This is a genomic window from Mycobacterium appelbergii, assembly GCF_032883035.1.
In the GTDB taxonomy this organism is placed as follows: domain Bacteria; phylum Actinomycetota; class Actinomycetes; order Mycobacteriales; family Mycobacteriaceae; genus Mycobacterium; species Mycobacterium appelbergii.
Genome location: NZ_JAMQTH010000010.1, coordinates 262,978 through 281,642 on the forward strand (window position 1 = coordinate 262,978; position 18,665 = coordinate 281,642).

The following is an 18,665-nucleotide window of genomic DNA, read 5'->3' on the forward strand; positions in this document are numbered from 1 at the left end:
GCTCCTCAGGCAGGCAGCCGCAGCACGAACCCGGATTGCAGGGCCACCCACGGAGCACCGTCCGGGCCGATCGCGACACCGTGCGGCTCGCTGCCCGGCGGCAGGTCGATGGTGACCACCTCACCGTCACCGCTGACCCTGGCGAGCTGATCGGCGCCCCACAGGCTCACCCACACCCCGTCGGCGGTGTCGGCGACCACGGCGTGCGGTTTGCCCGGTAGGTCGATCTCCTGGATGGCCTCGTTCAGGGGGATGCGCCCCAGCTTGTCCGCCAGGATCTCGGTGAACCACACCGCATCGTCGTGGGTCGCGGTGATGCCCACCGGACCCGCTGCTGCGGTGGGTAATTCACGGACGGTGACGCTCCCGGCACTGTCGACACGGCCGACGGCGCCCGCCTTGTTGAGGGTGAACCACATCGCACCATCGGGACCCCGGGTGATCATCGACGGCATTCCACCGACGACAGCGGCGGTGCTGACCTCGCCGTCGGTGGTGATCCTGCCGATCTCCCCCGAGGTCATGGTGGTGAACCAGAGGGCGCCGTCGTCGCCGGCGGCGATGCCGAACGGAGCGCTGCCCTCGGACAGTTCGAAGGCCGTCGATTCTCCCGACGTGCTCATCCGGCCGATCCGGTCGTCGCCGTAACGGGTGAACCACAACCCACCATCGGGCCCGGCGGTGATGATGGAGGGCCGCGACCCCGCAGCGACCGGATACACGGTCAACTCACCGGTTTCGCCGACACGGGCGATCTGCCCACTGTCGTACAGCGTCACCCACATGGCGCCGTCCGGCCCGGCCGCCAGCGCATAGGGGTTGCCGTCGATCGCGACCGTCAGTGCCCTGCTCAAGCCAGTGTGACCAAACCGAGCTCGTTGTCGGCGGCCAACAACGGGTGATGCGGCAGTACCCGCACGGTGTAACCGACGGGCCCGGCCACCGGCAACGGGGTGCTCGTCGAGAACACCTCATTACCGCCGTCGCCCGTCCCGGTGTGCGACATCGAGACCGTCACCGGCGACACGATCGCGTCGCTGGCGTCGACCCGCCCCAGTACCGCCTGCACCACGACCTCGTCCGGTCGCAGCCCCGCCAACCGCACCGTCGCGGTCAGCGTCAGCGTCGATCCCAGCAACGGGGTGTCCGGAAGCCCGTAACTGTCGACGTCGGTGATCTCGATCTTGGGCCAGATCTCCTGCGCGCGCCGCCGGTAGTCCGCGAGTTCACGAGCCGCGCCGAAGGGTTCACCAGATGCGGACTGAACTGTCCGGCGCAGCGATTGCGCGGCGGGCAGGTAGTACTTCTCGGTGTAGTCACGCACCATCCGCGACGCCAACACCTTCGGGCCCAGGGTCTGCAAGGTGTGCCGCACCATCTCGACCCATCGGGTCGGCACACCGCGCTCGTCGCGGTCATAGAACTTGGGGGTGACCGCGTTCTCCAGCAGGTCGTAGAGGGCCGCGGCCTCCAGATCGTCACGGCGGGTCTCATCAGCCAGGCCGTCGGCGGTGGGGATCTCCCACCCGTTCTCGCCGTCGTACCACTCGTCCCACCAACCGTCACGGATGGACAGGTTGAGCCCGCCGTTGAGCGCGCTCTTCATCCCCGAGGTCCCGCACGCCTCCAGCGGACGCAGCGGGTTGTTCAACCAGACATCACAGCCCCAGTACAGCAACCGGGCCATCGACATGTCGTAGTCCGGCAGGAACGCGATGCGGTGCCGCACCGCGGGCCGGTCGGCGAAGCGCACCACCTGCTGGATCAGCGCCTTGCCGCCATCGTCGGCCGGGTGCGACTTACCCGCGACGATCAACTGCACCGGACGCGTCTCGTCGAGCAGCAGCCGCTCGAGGCGTTCCGGATCGCGCAGCATCAAGGTCAGCCGCTTGTACGTCGGAACCCGGCGGGCGAAACCGATCGTCAGCGCCGACGGGTCGAAAGCGGTGGTGATCCAACCCAATTCCGCATCGGAGGCGCCCCGCTCCAGCCAGGAGCGACGTAACCGGTCGCGCACGTCGGCGATCAGCGTCTCCCGCAGCTGCGACCGGATCCACCACATGTGGCCGGGGTCGACCTCCTGCAGCCGCTCCCACACTGCGGGTTCGGCGGCTTCCGAGCCGATCAGTTCCCGGCCGAGCTCCAGCCACTGCGGTGCCGCCCAGGTGGGGGCGTGCACACCGTTGGTGATCGATCCGATCGGGACCTCACCCTGATCGAAGCCCGACCACAGATCGTTGAACATCGACCGGCTCACCCGGCCGTGCAGCAGTGACACCCCGTTGGCCCGCTGCGCCAGCCGCAGACCCATGTGGGCCATGTTGAACTTCGACGGGTCGTCCTCGACGCCGAACGCGATCACCCGGTCCAATGGCACACCGGGAAGCAACCGGGAGTCTGCCGGCCCCCCGGGCGGACTCCCGAAGTACCGCTGGATCATCTCAACCGGGAACCGGTCGATGCCCGCGGGCACCGGAGTGTGGGTGGTGAACACCGTGGAGGACCGCACCACGGCCAGCGCGGTGTCGAAATCCAGGCCCGCCGACACCAGCTCCCTGATGCGTTCCAGACCGAGGAAACCGGCGTGGCCCTCGTTCATGTGGAACACCTCGGGCGACGGCAGGTCGGCGGCTTCGATGAACGCCCGGATCGCCCGGATTCCACCGATACCCGCCAGAATCTCCTGCTTGATCCGGTGTTCCTGGTCACCGCCGTAGAGCCGGTCGGTGACGCTGCGTAGCTCGTGCTCGTTTTCCGGAATGTCGGAATCCAGCAGCAGCAACGGAATCCGTCCGACCTGGGCGATCCAGACCCGCGCGCGCAACTGCCGGGAATCGGGCAGCGCCAGCTGCAGCAGCACCGGATCCCCGGCCGCGTCGGTGAGCAGCCGCAGTGGCAACCCCTGGGGATCCAGAGACGGATACGTCTCGTGCTGCCAGCCGTCGAGCGTCAACGACTGCCGGAAGTAGCCGGACCGGTAGTACAGGCCGACCGCGACCAATGGCAGGCCCAGATCCGAAGCGGATTTGAGATGATCGCCTGCCAGAATGCCCAGGCCACCCGAGTAGTTCGGCAGCACCTCGGCGACGCCGAACTCCATCGAAAAATACGCGATGCCCTTGGGCATCTCCCGACCTTCGTCGGCCTGCTGCTGGTACCACAAGGGACGGGTCAGGTAGTTGTCCAGATCGGCGGCCCGCTCGTCGAGCCGCGCCAGAAACGACTCATCGGCGGCCAGTTCGTCGAGCCGCTTCGGGCTGACGGCGCCGAGCAGCGCCACGGGATCCGCCCCGGTCTGCTGCCACAGCTCGGGATCGAGCGCCGCGAACAGGTCCTGGGTGGGCTTGTCCCACGACCAGCGCAGGTTGACGGACAGGCGTTCCAGCGCCGCGAGACGCTCGGGTAGATGCGTGCGGACGGTGAACCTGCGGAGGGCTTTCACGTGAGCCAACCTTACTGACAAATCCTGTTATCGCAGCCCTGAGCGCTTGCTCTTCACGCCCGCGGGGTTCGGTCGGCCACTACGGTGGGTACTAGACGCGACGAGGCATGAAACGGACAGCGGCAAGCGCCGCGGCGACGTGAGGAGATGTGGGTGGCCGGTCGTATCGAGATCGACGACGTCGCGCCCGTGATTTCCGGCGGACGTTTCCCCGCCAAAGCGGTCATCGGCGAGGTGGTGCCGGTGCGGGCGACCGTGTGGCGCGAGGGGCACGATGCGGTCGCGGCCACCCTGGTGGTGCGCTACCACGGCACCGATTACCCGCGGTTGGCCGAAGACCCGGGAGACTCCCCTCCCGCAGTGCCGATCGAGGAAGTGGTCCGCCCGGCGCCACGGATCAAACCGCAGGCACTGCCGATGTCGCCCGGGCACCAGCCGGACGTCTTTCACGGCCAGTTCACCCCCGACAGCCACGGCCTGTGGACCTTCCGGGTCGACGGCTGGGGGGACCCGATCCGCACGTGGCACCACGCGGTGGAAGTCAAACTCGGCGCGGGTCAGAGCGAGGCCGAACTCTCCAACGACCTGCTGGTCGGTGCCCGACTGCTGGACCGCGCCGCTGCCGGTATGCCACGCAAACTACGGGATCCGCTCCTTGAAGCCGCCGTCGCACTACGCGCGCCCGGCGACCCGTTCACCCGCGCCGGTGCGGCACTGTCGGCTGAGGTGGCCGAGTTGCTCGCGCAGTACCCGTTGCGCGTATTGCTCACCCGCGGTGAGCAATACGGGGTGTGGGTGGACCGGCCGCTGGCCCGGTTCAGCTCCTGGTACGAGATGTTTCCCCGGTCCACCGGCGGCTGGGACAGCAACGGCCACCCGATGCACGGCACGTTCGAAACGGCTGCGGCGGCGCTGCCCCGCATCGCGCGGATGGGCTTCAACATCGTTTACCTGCCGCCGATCCATCCCATCGGCAAAGTGCACCGCAAGGGCCCCAACAACTCCGTGACCGCCGCGCCGGGCGACGTGGGCTCGCCCTGGGCGATCGGCAGCGACGAGGGCGGCCACGACGCGGTGCATCCGATGTTGGGGACCATTGACGATTTCGACCAATTCGTCGCCGCGGCGGGAGATCTGGGGATGGAGGTGGCACTGGATCTGGCGTTGCAGTGCGCCCCTGACCATCCGTGGGCAAAGGATCACCCCGAGTGGTTCACCGTGCTGCCGGACGGGACGATCGCCTACGCCGAGAACCCGCCCAAGAAGTATCAGGACATCTACCCGCTCAATTTCGACAACGACCCGGTGGGCCTCTACCACGAGGTGTTACGGGTGGTGCGGTTTTGGATATCACACGGCGTCAAGGTATTTCGCGTCGATAATCCGCACACCAAGCCGCCGAACTTCTGGGCCTGGCTGATCGGCGAGGTCAAGAACTCCGACCCCGATGTGCTGTTCCTGTCCGAAGCCTTCACCAGGCCGGCGCGGCTGTACGGGCTGGCCAAACTCGGCTTTACGCAGTCCTACACGTACTTCACCTGGCGCACGGCGAAATGGGAGCTCACCGAATTCGGCCAGGACATCGGGCGATACGCCGACTGTGCGCGGCCCAGCTTGTGGGTCAACACGCCCGACATCCTGCACGAGAGTCTGCAACACGGCGGCCCGGGCATGTTCGCCATCCGGGCCCTGCTGGCCGCCACCATGAGTTCGTCGTGGGGCGTGTACTCGGGCTTCGAGTTGTACGAGCACCGCGCCGTCCGCGAGGGCAGCGAGGAGTACCTGGATTCCGAGAAGTACCAGCTGCGGCCGCGCGATTTCGGCGCCGCGCTCGAAGAAGGCGCGTCCCTGGAGCCGTTCCTCGCACGGCTCAACGAAATTCGACGACTCCATCCGGCACTCCGGCAACTGCGCACCATCCGGTTCCACCATGTCGACAACGATGCGCTGCTGGCCTACAGCAAGTTCGACCCGGTCACCGGGGACACCGTGCTGGTGGTCGTGACCCTCAACCCCTTCGGCGCGGAACAGGGCACGCTGTGGCTGGACATGGAAGCGCTCGGCATGGAGTCATACGACCGCTTCTGGGTGCGCGATGAGATCACCGGCGAGGAATACCAATGGGGACAGTCGAACTACGTCCGCATCGACCCTGCCAAGGCAGTGGCACACGTGTTGAACATGCCGCTCATACCGTACGAGAGACGACTCGACTTGCAACGCAGGGAATGAGGGCACGATGACGAGAAGCAGGCACCTGACCAACGCGACGCTACGTCCAGACCCGTCGGATGTTCACCGGCTGCTCGCCGGCGAACACCATGATCCGCACGGGGTACTCGGTGCCCACGAACACGCAGGCCACACCGTCATCCGGGCCTACCGCCCGCACGCGGTCAAGGTGACCGCGGTCATCGGTGGCGACCGATTTCCGCTCGAACACCTTGAATCCGGTCTGTTCGCGGTCGCGGTACCGATCACCAACCTGATCGACTATCGCCTGGAAATCGGCTATCCCGGCACCGACGACACGGTCGACACGCACGTCATCGCCGACGCGTACCGATTCCTGCCGACACTGGGCGAGCTGGACCTGCACCTGTTCGCCGAGGGCCGCCACGAAAGACTCTGGGAGATTCTCGGGGCACACCCACGGTCGTTCAAGACCGCCGACGGTGTGGTCGACGGCGTGTCTTTCGCGGTGTGGGCGCCGAATGCCAAGGGCGTCAGCCTCATCGGCGACTTCAACCATTGGGACGGCAACGAGGCCCAGATGCGGGCATTGGGGTCGTCCGGGGTGTGGGAGCTGTTCTGGCCGGGGTTTCACAACGACGGCCTGTACAAGTTCCGCGTACACGGCGCCGACGGTGCGGTCACCGACCGGGCCGATCCCATGGCGTTCGCCACCGAGGTGCCGCCACAGACCGCGTCCCGGGTCACCACCAGTTCGTACACCTGGGCGGACGGCGACTGGATGGCACGCCGGGCGAGTCAGAATCCGGTATTCGAGCCGATGAGCACCTACGAGGTGCACCTGATGTCGTGGCGGCCGGGCCTGAGCTACCGGCAACTGGCCACCGAACTCACCGAGTACGTCGTCGAGCAAGGCTTCACCCACGTCGAACTCCTGCCCGTCGCCGAGCACCCGTTCGGCGGGTCCTGGGGATACCAGGTCACCTCGTACTACGCGCCGACGTCGCGGCTGGGCAGCCCTGACGATTTCCGGTTCCTGGTCGACTCGCTGCACCGCGCCGGAATCGGCGTGATCGTCGACTGGGTGCCTGCACATTTCCCGAAAGATGCCTGGGCGCTGGGACGGTTCGACGGAACCGCGCTCTACGAGCACTCGGATCCCCGCCGCGGCGAGCAACTCGACTGGGGCACCTACGTATTCGACTTCGGCCGGGCTGAGGTGCGCAACTTCCTGGTGGCCAACGCGCTGTACTGGTTGCAGGAATATCACATCGACGGCCTTCGCGTGGATGCCGTCGCGTCGATGCTCTACCTCGACTACTCACGTCCTGAAGGTGGCTGGACCCCAAATGTTTACGGTGGCCGGGAGAACCTGGAAGCGGTGCAGTTCCTGCAGGAGATGAACGCCACCGTGCACAAGCTCAGCCCGGGAATCGTGACCGTGGCCGAGGAGTCCACCTCGTGGCCCGGCGTGACGCGGCCGACCAGCCTTGGTGGCCTTGGCTTTTCGATGAAGTGGAACATGGGATGGATGAACGACACGCTGGACTACATCAGCCGTGACCCGATTCATCGCAGCTATCACCACCACGAGATGACCTTCTCGATGCTCTACGCGTTCAGCGAGAACTACGTGCTGCCCGTCAGCCACGACGAGGTCGTACACGGCAAAGGCACCCTGTGGGGCCGGATGCCCGGTGGCGACCACGACAAGGCGGCCGGGCTACGCAGCCTGCTGGCCTACCAGTGGGCTCACCCGGGCAAGCAACTGCTGTTCATGGGCCAGGAGTTCGGGCAGCGTGCGGAATGGTCCGAAGAGCGCGGCCTGGATTGGTTCCAGCTCGACGAGCACGGGTTCTCCGGAGGTGTGCAGCGGCTGGTACGCGATCTGAACGCGGTCTATCGCACCCGTCCGGCTCTGTGGAGCCGCGATACCAGCCCCGAGGGCTACTCCTGGATCGATGCCAACGATTCGGCCAACAATGTGCTGAGTTTCCTTCGGTTCGGCAGTGACGGCTCGATGCTGGCGTGTGTGGTCAACTTCGCCGGTAGCGAGCACAGCCAATACCGGTTGGGGCTGCCACACGCCGGCCCGTGGCGCGAGGTGCTCAACACCGACGCGGCGATGTACAACGGCGCGGGCATCGGCAATCTCGGCGCAGTGGAGGCCACCGATGATCCGTGGCACGGCCGGCCGGCCTCGGCGGTGATGGTGTTGCCGCCGCTGGCGATGTTGTGGTTCGAGCCCGCCTGATTCCTTCTCGCGGTCCTCCGCGCGAGCAGACAGTTCGGTACCCGAAAACGCGTGGTTTTGGGGACCCAACTGTCTGCTCGCCGGGGGAACGGGGGTCAGTACAGGGCGTTGGCGAGGTTGCGCCGGCCGGCCACCACGGCCGGGTCGGCCGGATCGAACAGGTCGAACAGCTCGATCAACCGGGTACGCACTGCGGTCCGCTCATCCCCGGACGTGCGTTTGACAAGTGCGATCAGCCGATCGAATGCCGCCGGGATCTGCTGCTGCAGCAGCTCCACATCAGCCGCGGCGAACGCCGCCTCGATGTCCGTCGGCGCGGCATCGGCAACCGCGACCGCATCGGGCCGCTGGGCACTGGCGCGCTGCAGGAAGGCGATCTGCCGCACCGCGCCCTTGGCTTCGGCATGGTTCGGGTCGGCGTCGAGGATCGCCTGATAGGCGGTCTGCGCCGCATCGAAGTCGCCGTTGTCCAGGTGGTCCCTGGCCTGCTCCAGTGCGGGATCCACCTGTTCGGGTTGCTCGTCATCGGCCGCGCCGCTCAACTTGCCCGCCGTCGCGTCAAGTAGGGAATCGACCCACCGGCGCAGCTGCTCGGCGGGTTGCGGGCCCTGGAAACTGGCGATCGGCTGACCTGCTGCCAACGCGATCACCGTCGGCACGCCTTGGATGCCGAACATCTGCGCCACCCGCGGTGTGGTGTCGACATTCACCACGACCAGCGACCACTTGTCGCCGTCCGCGGCGGCCAGACCGGCCAGGGCGTCACCCAGTTGCACGCTGGCATCGCTGCGTGGCGACCACAGCAGCACCACGACGGGTACCTCATTGGACCGGGTCAGCACCTCGGCTTCGAAATTGGCTTCGGTGACCTCGATGCCGCCAGGACCGGCGGGCGCGGGACCGTCGCCGGCAGGCGCCGGGCGCTGTTTGAGTGCCGAGAGGTCGACGGCGCCGGCCAGGGCCGGCCCGATGGGAGGACGTGGACGAGTCACGCCATCAAGTCTGTCACGTCGATTCTGGTACGGCTGCGCCCGGTTGCGAGGCCAGTGCCGGGCCACGTTCAGCGCCCGCGGTAACGCCCATCCGGCCGGTCCGGTCGGCCCACATGAGGAAGATCACACTACCCAATGGCACGATGCTCGCCAGCAACGCCAGCACCCAGGTGCCAATACCCCATTTGAACGCGATCCCGACCAGCACTGCGGCGACGACGAAGGCAATGAAGACGCCGCCGTGAATGGGGCCGAAAACCTTCACGCCGACCTCGGTACGTGGACTACCCAGGTACTTGAAATACATCCCGACCAGCAGTCCGGCCCAGCTGACGGCCTCGGCCAGCGCGATGAGCCGGAACCAACCTGGAACCGAACGCAGGTCAAAAGAGCTTGTCATAGCCGCCATTGTGCCTGAGCGACACGCTAGCTACTACACAGCGTCGTGGATAGCTCTCAGCGACGCAGTATCAGCGCATCGCCCTGCCCGCCGGCGCCACACAGTGCGGCCACCGCGTAGCCCGAGCCACGTCGCGCCAGTTCAAGAGCGGCGTGCAGCGTGATCCGGGCACCCGACATCCCGATCGGGTGGCCGATGGCGATCGCGCCACCGTCGACGTTGACCTTCGCCGGGTCGATGCCCAGCTCCTTGGTCGAGGCAAGCGATACCGCCGCGAATGCCTCGTTGATCTCCACGACATCGAGCTGGTCGACGGTGATGCCCTCGCGCGCGATCGCCTTCTTGATCGCGTTGGCGGGCTGGGACTGCAGCGTGGAATCCGGGCCCGCCACCACCCCATGGGCGCCGATCTCACACAGCCAGGTCAAGCCCAGCTCCTGCGCCTTGGCCTTGCTCATCACCACAACCGCCGCCGCGCCGTCGGAGATCTGCGATGACGAGCCCGCGGTGATCGTGCCGTCCTTGCGGAACGCCGGCCGCAGGCCGCCCAGTGACTCGGCGGTGGTGTTGGCGCGGATGCCCTCATCCTCGGCGAACTCGATCGGATCGCCCTTGCGCTGCGGGATGGAGACCGGAACCACCTCGTCGGCGTAGACACCGTCCTTCCACGCCGCGGCGGCCTTCTGGTGCGATTGGGCAGCAAACTCGTCCTGCTCGGCGCGGGTGAACTTGTCCACGTCGTTGCGCTGCTCGGTGAGGGCACCCATCGGTTGATCGGTGAACACGTCGTGCAACCCGTCGTAGGCCAGATGGTCGAGCGCGGTCACGTCGCCGTACTTGTACCCTTCGCGACTCTTGGGCAGCAGGTGGGGGGCCTGGGTCATCGACTCCTGCCCACCCGCCACGACGACGTCGAATTCACCGGCCCGGATCAGCTGATCGGCCAGCGCGATGGCATCGATGCCGGACAGGCACATCTTGTTGATGGTCAGCGAAGGAACGTCCCAGCCGATACCGCCCGCCACCGCGGCTTGCCGGGCGGGCATCTGCCCCGCGCCGGCCGTCAGCACCTGGCCCATGATCACGTACTCGACGGCCGAAGCGTCGACGCCCGCTTTTTCCAGGGCGCCGCGGATGGCGATCGCGCCGAGATCGCTACCCGAGAAATCTTTGAGCGAACCCATCAGCTTGCCCACTGGAGTACGAGCTCCAGCAACGATCACTGACGTGGTCATGTGTTACCTCCAGGGGGTGTTCTTGTAAGAGCTGTGTGGCCGATCACATACCGCAACCATTCAGTTAAAGGTTACCGTTACGTTATGACCGCCGATCAGGTTGATGCCCGTCCACTGCTCAGCACCGCGCTGGTGACGGCGATCGACCACGTTGGCATCGCGGTCGCCGACCTGGATGTTGCCATCAAGTGGTACCACGACAATCTCGGCATGATCGTGCTGCACGAGGAGATCAACGAAGAGCAGGGCGTGCGTGAAGCGATGCTCTCGGTGCGTGGCGCACCCAAGGGCAGCGCTCAGATCCAATTGATGTCCCCGTTGGACGAGAACTCGACCATCGCCAAGTTCCTCGACAAGCGCGGCCCGGGCCTGCAGCAGCTGGCTTACCGGACCAGCGATATCGATGCACTCTCCGAGCGGCTGCGCAGCGACGGCGTGCGGCTGCTCTACGACGCACCGCGCAACGGCACCGCGAACTCACGCATCAACTTCATCCACCCGAAGGATTCCGGTGGCGTGCTCGTAGAGCTGGTCGAACCGGCTCACGACGAACACTGAGCCGACGCCCTTACGACCATTTACGCGTCGGGCCTCTCGTGGCCCGGTTGGTCCAGCACGGCGTATGCCAGTGCCGCCGATCCTCACCGTCCCCCAGTTCCACCGGCCAGGCCACCACATGTGCGGTCCCGGAACGAATTTCGTGATCACATCCCGGACAGCGGTAGGTCTTGGTGGCGCGCGACGCCGCAATCGAGCGCACCTCGTACTGATAACCGTCCGGACCCGCCTCGATTCGACGCGACGCCGGTAGCGGCGGCAGCCGACGAGGTTCTCTGCGCCGCCGCGGCATCAGAACAGCCGGTACTCGTCGCTGTCCATGCCGCGCATCCCGTCGTAGTCCAATGTCACACAACGGATACCGCGGTCAGTGGCCAACGTGCGGGCCTGCGGTTTGATCTGCTGGGCGGCGAACACACCGGCTACGGGGGCGATCACGCTGTCCCGGTTGAGCAACTCGAGGTAGCGGGTCAACTGTTCGACACCGTCGATCTCGCCGCGCCGCTTGATCTCCACGGCCACTGAACCACCCAGCTCGTCGCGGCACAGCAGATCCACCGGCCCGATGGCCGTCGGATACTCCCGACGCACCAATGTGTAGCCCGTGCCGAGCAACTCGACGTGTTCGGCCAGCAGCTTCTGCAGATGCGCCTCCACCCCGTCTTTGACCAGACCGGGATCGACACCGAGTTCATGCTGGGAATCGTGCTCGACATCCTCGACGGTGATGCGTAACTGCTCACCGGCCTTGTTCTGCACAACCCACACCGGCACCGCATCATCGGGGGTTTCCTCGGTGACCCAGCAGGGAGGACTCATCCAGTTCAGTGGCTTGTAGGCGCGGTCGTCGGCATGCACGCTCACCGAGCCGTCGGCCTTGAACAACAGCAGCCGACGAGCCGACGGAAGATGAGCGGTCAACCGACCTACGTAGTCCACAGTGCACTGGGCGATGACAAGGCGCACCCGATCTACCTTAGGGGCACCCGCGACGAACTAGGCTGACGCCACCATGAACGCGGACAAATCGGTCGCCCACCGGCTGGGCCGCGTGCTGGAGACGGTCACCCGGCAGAGCAGCAGGCTCCCGGTCACGCCGGAGTACGGATCCTGGGTATTGGGACGGGTGTCGGAGAGCCAGCGCAAACGGCGGATACGTATCCAGATCATCCTGACGACGTTCGTCATCATCGCCAACCTCATCGGGATCGGCGTGGCGACCCTGGTGGTCATGGTCGCGGTCCCCACCCCCAGCGTGTTCGAGCCGGAGGTTCGGTGGATCACGTTCATCGCGGTTCCCGTGTACATTTCCGCCGCGCTGGTGATCGGGATCTTCTGGGCCACGCGGCGGGTGTTCGACAACGTGCGCTGGGCCATCGAGGAGCGCAAGCCGACCAAGGAAGACCAGCGCAACACATTCTTCGCGCCGTGGCGGCTGACGCGGGTACTGCTGTTCCTGTGGGGTGTGGGAGCTGTCCTGTTGACCACGCTCTACGGGTTGGTCGACACCAATTACATCCCGAAGTGGCTGCTGGGCATCAGTTTTCCCGGGATCGTGGTCTCGGCAAGCTGCTATCTGTTCACCGAGTTCGCCCTCCGCCCGGTGGCGGCCCAGGCGTTGGAGGCGGGCAAGCCACCACGACGGATGGCCGAGGGACTCATGGGCCGCACCATGCTGGTGTGGGCGCTGGGGTCCGGCGTACCCGTGCTGGGCATCTTCCTGGCCGCTCTGATCAACCTGGTGCTGCAGAACCTCAGCCCCACCGAGTTCACCGTCGCCGTGATGATCCTCGCGTTGTTCGCGCTGGTCTTCGGATTCATCCTGATGTGGATCCTGGCGTGGCTCACCGTGACACCGGTGCGCGTCGTGCGGGCCGCACTCAACCGGGTCGAGCAGGGGCATCTGAGCACCAATCTGGTGGTGTTCGACGGCACCGAACTGGGACAGCTGCAACGCGGCTTCAACTCGATGGTGCGCGGACTGCGCGAACGCGAGCGCGTGCGCGACCTGTTCGGCCGCCACGTCGGTCGCGAGGTCGCCTTACTGGCCGAGCAGGAAAAGCCCGTCCTCGGTGGCGAAGAACGCCATGCCGCAGTGGTTTTCGTCGACATCATCGGTTCCACGCGGCTGGTGGCGAACCGCCCCGCGGTCGAGGTCGTCGCGCTGCTCAACCGGTTTTTCGCCGTGATCGTCGACGAGGTCGACCGCCATCACGGCCTGGTCAACAAGTTCGAAGGCGACGCGGTGCTGGCCGTATTCGGCGCCCCGGTTTCGCTGGAGAACGCCGAGGACGAATCGCTGGCCGCAGCCAGGGCGATAGCCTCCCGGCTGCGCGTCGAGATGCCCGAACTGGACGCCGGTATCGGGGTGGCGGCAGGCCAGGTGGTGGCAGGCAACGTCGGCGCCAAAGAACGGTTCGAGTACACCGTGATCGGCGAACCCGTCAACGAGGCGTCCCGGCTGTGCGAGTTCGCCAAGTCCGTCCCCGGTCACCTGGTGGCGTCATCGGACACCATCGCCAATGCCGGTGCTACAGAGCAGGCCCGTTGGTCGCTGGGCGACACCGTGACGCTGCGCGGGCTCGACGAACCGACCCGCCTGGCGGTACCGGTCTGATCAGGTCGGCTTCTACAGGTAGCAGACCCGCAACTGCGCGACGGAGTTCCTCGAATTCGACGGGTAAGACGGCGACCGACGGTGACGCTAACCATCGGGGCACTGTCGGCTCCCAGCGGGACGAAGGAGTGTGGTGTGGACGCGGAGTCCGAGGACTGGTTGCGGCTGCTCCATGCCACCGGCGGTCCGCGCGATGACGCAATCCGCCGACTCCACGAACGGCTGTTGCGGGTAGCCCACCACGAGGTGCGCCGTCGCCAGACACCCGTCAGCGGCGTCGAACTCGACGACATCGCGGCGCAGGCGGCCTCGGACGCGACTCTCGCCGTTCTGGCCAAGCTGGACACCTTTCGCGGCGAGAGCCGGTTCACCACGTGGGCGTACAAGTTCGTGATCCTCGAGGTCTCGAACAAGATCGGCAGACACTATTGGCGCAAGCCCCAGGTGGCGCTGCAGCCCGAGGACTGGGACCGGCTGCCCGAACGCTTCGGGATCGACCCCAGCCTGCATGCGGAAGCCGCCGAGTTGATGGCCGCCATCCAGCACGCTGTGGAGACCACCCTCACCGAACGACAGCGCAGGTTGTTCATCGAGATAGTCGTCAAAGGGATACCGCTCGACGCCCTCGTCATCAAGCTCGGCGTGAACCGAAACGCCATCTACAAAACAATTTTCGAGGCGCGACGTAAGATCCGCGGTTTCCTTGTCGCCAATCACTATCTGACCGACCACGTTGCATGGGACGAACCGTGACCGATTTGACCCGATTGAACCGGTTCCTGACGACCGACCCACGCGACGTCGGTTGCGATGAGGCGATGGCGGTTCTGCACATCTTCGTCGAATTACCTGCTGAAGAACGGGCGCGGCACCATCCCGGCGTCGTGGCGCACCTGCTCGCCTGCGGGCCCTGCGCCGACGACTTCGACGGACTGCTCGCCGCCATCCTCAACCAATGATCGACCACAGGAGGAACATTGTCCGGCGCGGATGACTCACGGATTCGCCTCACAGCCTTCGGGCAGGCGGTCAGCCGGTACGGCCTGGTCGTGGTGCTGGCGTGGATCGGCGTGGGCAAGTACGTGAAAATGGAAAGTCGCACCTTGATCGAGCACAGCCCATTGATGAGCTGGCTGTACGACTTCTTGAGCGTGACGACGGTGGCCGTCGCCCTTGGTACGGCCGAAATCGTGGCGGCAGTCCTCATCGCCTTGCGGCCGCTGTCTGCGCGGGCATCAGCAGTGGGTAGTGGCATGGCCATCGTGCTGTTCCTTGGGACGTTGAGCTTTCTGTTCACCACACCGGGCGTGATCGCCGCCCACGCTGGTCCGATCCCCGTGCTCTCGGGTCTGCCCGGCCAGTTCCTCCTGAAGGACCTGGTGCTCATCGGCGTCGCACTCTGGAGCCTGGGCGAATCACTGCAGGCCGCACGTGCGGGCATTGCGCGACCGGTGGCCGGTGGCCTCAGATCAGCTGACGTGCAGCACTGATCGCTTCGTCGAGTGTGCGGAACACGGTGCCGTCGTAATCGCCACCCCGATCGGTGGACACCACCCGGCCGTCAGGGTCGACCAGGTAGGTCTCCTTGCCTGCGCCGGCCAGGCTGGCCCGCATACCGGTCAACATGGCCCGGGCCGCATCATCGATCTCGTCGACTCCGGTCGCCTCCAGGATCGCCACGTCGAAGTCCTGGCAGTCGCGCGAAGCGGTGCGCAGCACCTGCTCGGCGCCCGTGAACAACAGATCACCCTGAATCTCGTACACCCGGATGCCGGGGCCGCTGTCATAGACGGCCCGCAATGCCGACGACGATTCCCTGCTGACGGTGAGGAAATGCAGTCCCAACCGGGCAGACAGACTCCGGCATACCTGCACCCCACGCACGCTGTGGCCCTTGGCATCCAGGCGCGGCGAATACACCCCGATTCCGAGTTGCCCGGGCAATACCGCGGCGATGCCGCCGCCGACCCCGCTTTTGGCAGGCATCCCCACCGCACTGACCCAGTCGCCTGCAGCCTCGTACATGCCGCAGGTGACCATCACACTGAGCGTGCGCCGGACCACCGGGGCGTCGGTCACCCGCTGCCCGGTGACCGGGTTGAACCCACCGCGCGCCAGCGTGGTGGCCATCCTGGCGAGGTCGGTGCTGGTGACCTTGATCGAGCACTGCCGGAAATACACGTCGAGCACCTCGTCAGGATCGCCCTGCAGTACGCCGAAACTCGTCAGCATGTAGGCGATCGCGCGGTTGCGGTTACCGGTGGACTTCTCCGACGTATATACGTCCTGGTCGATGTCGAGCCGACGCCCGGCACACGCTGAATAGAAGTCATGGATGCGTGCGAACCGTTCGTCGGGGTCGGCGCCCGGCACCAGCGATACGGCCGCGATCGCACCGGCATTGATCATCGGATTCTTGGGCGTCTTCGTGACGTTGTCGACGCTGATCTCGTTGAACGCCTCACCCGAGGGCTCCACACCGATCCTGGCATCCACCGCCGCCTCACCGATCTGGTCGATCGCCAGCGCGTAGGTGAACGGCTTTGAGATGGACTGGATCGTGAATTCGACTGCTGTATCGCCGGATTCATAGACGTACCCGTCAGAGGCGGACAATGTGAGCCCGAAACCGTCCGGGTTCACAGTGGCCAACTCGGGGATGTAGCCCGCCAGCTCGCCGTCATGCAAACCGCTGTGCTCGGCGCAGATCTGGTCCAGGTATCGCTGCACCAACTCGGCCACGGGTGCAGTGTATCCGGGGCCGGCTGCCCCACGACGATGTCGGTTTTCCGCCAGTGTTGTCGGTGTGGTCGTGTAATCGTTGCAGGTATGCATGACGATTTCGACCGCTGCTACCGCGCAGTCCAGTCGAAGGACGCCCGGTTTGACGGTTGGTTCGTCACCGCCGTGCTGACCACCGGAATCTACTGTCGGCCGAGTTGTCCGGTCCGCCCTCCGTTCGCCCGCAACATGCGGTTCTACCCCACTGCCGCGGCGGCACAGGCGGCCGGCTTCCGTGCCTGCAAGCGGTGCCGCCCCGACGCTTCACCCGGTTCCCCCGAGTGGAACGTACGCGGCGACGTCGTCGCGAGGTGCATGCGGTTGATCGCCGATGGTGCGGTGGACCGGGAAGGCGTCACCGGCCTGGCGGCCAGGGTCGGCTACACCACGCGACAGCTGCAGCGGATCATGCAGGCCGAGTTGGGCGCCAACCCACTGGCCCTCGCCAGAGCGCAGCGGGCCCAGACCGCACGGGTGCTCATCGAGACCACCGAATTGCCCTTCGGTGACGTGGCTTTCGCCTCAGGATTCGCCAGTATCCGGCAGTTCAATGACACGGTCAGGGCGGTCTGCGCCCTGACCCCGACAGATCTGCGCCGACGCGCCAGGTCCCGCTTCTCCCCTCAGGACAGTTCCTCATCCGGCGTGCTGTCACTGCGGCTTCCGGTGCGGACGCCGTTTGCGTTCGAGGGACTGTTCGGGCATCTGGCCGCGAGCGCCGCGCCGGGAGTCGAGGAGGTCCGCGGGGACACCTACCGACGCACACTCCGGTTGCCGCACGGCAACGGCATTGTGGGGCTCAGCCCCCGCCCTGACCACGTGCGATGCGAGTTGGTGCTCGACGACTTCCGTGACCTGTCGGCGGCCATCGCCCGGTGCCGACGCCTGTTGGACCTCGATGCCGATCCGGAGGCGGTCGTCGAAGCCCTCGGCGCCGACGCCGATCTCGCCGTTGCGGTCGCAAAAGCGCCTGGGCAGCGTATCCCCCGCACAGTGGACGAATCCGAGCTGGCGATCCGGGTTGTGCTCGGCCAGCAGGTCTCGATCAAGGCCGCCCGCACCCACGCAGGGCGGCTCGCGGCCGCATACGGTCAGCCGGTGCACGACGCCCATGGTGGCCTCACCCATGTGTTTCCCAGCGTCACCGAACTGGCAGAAATCGACCCCGGTCATCTCGCGATGCCTGCCGCCCGCCGCCGAACAGTGAACGCGATGGTCCGGGCATTGGCGGAAGGTGAGCTTGTGCTTGATCCCGGCTGCGATTGGGATCGGGCCCGCGCTCAGCTGCTGGCTCTCCCGGGCATCGGGCCGTGGAGCGCCGAAGTGATCGCCATGCGCGGTCTCGGCGACCCTGACGCGTTTCCGGTCACCGACCTCGGCGTCCGGGTGGCTGCCGAACAGCTCGGGTTGCCGGCCGAACCTGCCGCACTCTTGGCACACAGCACGCGGTGGCGGCCCTGGCGGGCCTACGCCACACAACACCTGTGGACCACACTGGACCACGCGGTGAATGACTGGCCCCCGAAGCCGAATCAACAGGAGAAGTGATGACGACACTGCGATGCCGCACCGTGGAAAGTCCGGTCGGTCCGCTCACCTTGGCCGGCCGTGAGGACCGGTTGATGCACCTTCGCATGGTGGATCAGACCTATGAGCCCAGCCGTAGCGGGTGGAATCCTGACGAGGACGCGTTTCCCGAGGCCGTCGAGCAGTTAGCGGAGTACTTTGCCGGCGAACGAACGGTGTTCGAACTCGAGTTGGAAATGGTCGGTACACCATTCCAGCGCCGGGTGTGGACGGCGCTGCAATCCATTCCGTATGGCGAAACTTGTACGTATGGCGACATCGCCCGGGAGATCGGTTCACCTGGCGCATTCCGGGCCGTCGGATTGGCAAACGGCCATAACCCGATCGGAATCATTGTGCCGTGTCATCGCGTCATCGGCTCGAATGGCAGCCTCACCGGATACGGGGGCGGCCTGGAGCGCAAACGTGCATTGTTGGATCTGGAGAAAAGCCGTGCGACGCCGGCATTGTTCAATTGAGAAAATGCCGATGAAGAAAAACATATAGAAATGCCTGAGCCCCCCAATCGAAATTGGGGGGCTCAGGACTTTAATTTGTGTTCGGCGGTGTCCTACTTTTCCACCCGTAGGGGTAGTATCATCGGCGCTGGCAGGCTTAGCTTCCGGG

The 18,665-nt window shown here is 65.9% G+C and carries 17 protein-coding genes; 9 read left to right on the plus strand and 8 right to left on the minus strand.

From position 1 onward, the window contains the following. Positions 1–5: 5 nt before the first annotated feature. Together M1247_RS23735 and M1247_RS23740 are read right to left on the minus strand one after the other, a co-directional pair. Complete coding sequence (locus tag M1247_RS23735) at positions 6–854, minus strand: virginiamycin B lyase family protein (RefSeq protein ID WP_458695248.1); 849 nt, start codon at positions 852–854, stop codon at positions 6–8. Beyond that, entirely contained in the window at positions 851–3,442 is a 2,592-nt protein-coding gene (locus tag M1247_RS23740; protein WP_317158839.1) for a glycosyltransferase family 1 protein, read from the minus strand. The genes M1247_RS23735 and M1247_RS23740 overlap by 4 nt, the downstream gene beginning before the upstream one ends. A gap of 153 nt (positions 3,443–3,595) precedes the next feature. On the opposite strand from M1247_RS23740, the gene M1247_RS23745 reads away from it, so the two are divergent. Beyond that, entirely contained in the window at positions 3,596–5,674 is a 2,079-nt protein-coding gene (locus tag M1247_RS23745; RefSeq protein ID WP_317158840.1) for an alpha-1,4-glucan--maltose-1-phosphate maltosyltransferase, read from the plus strand. 7 nt (positions 5,675–5,681) lie between these two features. Then, positions 5,682–7,889, plus strand: coding sequence for a 1,4-alpha-glucan branching protein GlgB (glgB, locus tag M1247_RS23750; RefSeq protein ID WP_317158841.1), 2,208 nt, complete (start codon positions 5,682–5,684; stop codon positions 7,887–7,889). A gap of 95 nt (positions 7,890–7,984) precedes the next feature. On the opposite strand, the gene M1247_RS23755 is transcribed toward glgB, so the two are convergent. The 3 genes from M1247_RS23755 to M1247_RS23765 are packed head-to-tail and all read right to left on the minus strand — an operon-like array spanning position 7,985 to position 10,516. Continuing rightward, on the minus strand, positions 7,985–8,881 hold the full coding sequence (locus tag M1247_RS23755) for a tetratricopeptide repeat protein (protein ID WP_317158842.1): 897 nt from the start codon (positions 8,879–8,881) through the stop codon (positions 7,985–7,987). A 13-nt stretch (positions 8,882–8,894) separates the two neighbouring features. Further along, entirely contained in the window at positions 8,895–9,290 is a 396-nt protein-coding gene (locus M1247_RS23760) for a DUF3817 domain-containing protein (RefSeq protein ID WP_317158843.1), read from the minus strand. Between the two features lie 47 nt (positions 9,291–9,337). Next, entirely contained in the window at positions 9,338–10,516 is a 1,179-nt protein-coding gene (locus tag M1247_RS23765; RefSeq protein WP_317158844.1) for an acetyl-CoA C-acetyltransferase, read from the minus strand. 84 nt (positions 10,517–10,600) lie between these two features. Here M1247_RS23765 and mce point away from each other — a divergent pair, with 84 nt between their 5' ends. Beyond that, a complete protein-coding gene (gene mce, locus M1247_RS23770) occupies positions 10,601–11,074 on the plus strand; it encodes a methylmalonyl-CoA epimerase (protein WP_317158845.1) in 474 nt (157 codons plus the stop codon). A 10-nt stretch (positions 11,075–11,084) separates the two neighbouring features. On the opposite strand, the gene M1247_RS23775 is transcribed toward mce, so the two are convergent. Together M1247_RS23775 and nucS are read right to left on the minus strand one after the other, a co-directional pair. Continuing rightward, positions 11,085–11,366 (minus strand): Rv1322 family protein, encoded by a 282-nt coding sequence (locus M1247_RS23775; protein WP_317158846.1) that lies wholly within the window; start codon positions 11,364–11,366, stop codon positions 11,085–11,087. Further along, positions 11,366–12,040: an endonuclease NucS gene (gene nucS, locus M1247_RS23780; RefSeq protein ID WP_317158847.1), complete on the minus strand. Its 675-nt coding sequence runs from the start codon at positions 12,038–12,040 to the stop codon at positions 11,366–11,368. The genes M1247_RS23775 and nucS overlap by 1 nt, the downstream gene beginning before the upstream one ends. 46 nt (positions 12,041–12,086) lie before the next feature. Between nucS and M1247_RS23785 the strand changes: the two genes are divergently transcribed. From M1247_RS23785 to M1247_RS23800, 4 genes are all read left to right on the plus strand, one after another. Continuing rightward, positions 12,087–13,691 carry an adenylate/guanylate cyclase domain-containing protein gene (locus tag M1247_RS23785; protein WP_317158848.1) on the plus strand — a complete coding sequence of 535 codons (1,605 nt, stop codon included), beginning with the start codon at positions 12,087–12,089 and terminating at the stop codon, positions 13,689–13,691. 135 nt (positions 13,692–13,826) lie between these two features. Then, positions 13,827–14,444, plus strand: a complete 618-nt coding sequence (locus tag M1247_RS23790) for a sigma-70 family RNA polymerase sigma factor (protein ID WP_317158849.1) — start codon at positions 13,827–13,829, stop codon at positions 14,442–14,444. Then, positions 14,441–14,650 (plus strand): hypothetical protein, encoded by a 210-nt coding sequence (locus tag M1247_RS23795; RefSeq protein WP_317158850.1) that lies wholly within the window; start codon positions 14,441–14,443, stop codon positions 14,648–14,650. Before M1247_RS23790 ends, M1247_RS23795 begins: the two co-directional genes overlap by 4 nt. Before the next feature lie 18 nt (positions 14,651–14,668). Then, positions 14,669–15,181 carry a DUF417 family protein gene (locus M1247_RS23800; protein WP_317158851.1) on the plus strand — a complete coding sequence of 171 codons (513 nt, stop codon included), beginning with the start codon at positions 14,669–14,671 and terminating at the stop codon, positions 15,179–15,181. Here M1247_RS23800 and glsA read toward each other — a convergent pair. Further along, a complete protein-coding gene (glsA, locus tag M1247_RS23805) occupies positions 15,156–16,433 on the minus strand; it encodes a glutaminase A (protein WP_317158852.1) in 1,278 nt (425 codons plus the stop codon). The genes M1247_RS23800 and glsA overlap by 26 nt on opposite strands. Before the next feature lie 87 nt (positions 16,434–16,520). Here glsA and M1247_RS23810 point away from each other — a divergent pair, with 87 nt between their 5' ends. Then, positions 16,521–18,020, plus strand: a complete 1,500-nt coding sequence (locus M1247_RS23810; protein WP_317158853.1) for an AlkA N-terminal domain-containing protein — start codon at positions 16,521–16,523, stop codon at positions 18,018–18,020. Beyond that, positions 18,020–18,517: a methylated-DNA--[protein]-cysteine S-methyltransferase gene (locus M1247_RS23815; protein ID WP_317158854.1), complete on the plus strand. Its 498-nt coding sequence runs from the start codon at positions 18,020–18,022 to the stop codon at positions 18,515–18,517. Before M1247_RS23810 ends, M1247_RS23815 begins: the two co-directional genes overlap by 1 nt. Positions 18,518–18,665: the final 148 nt, after the last annotated feature.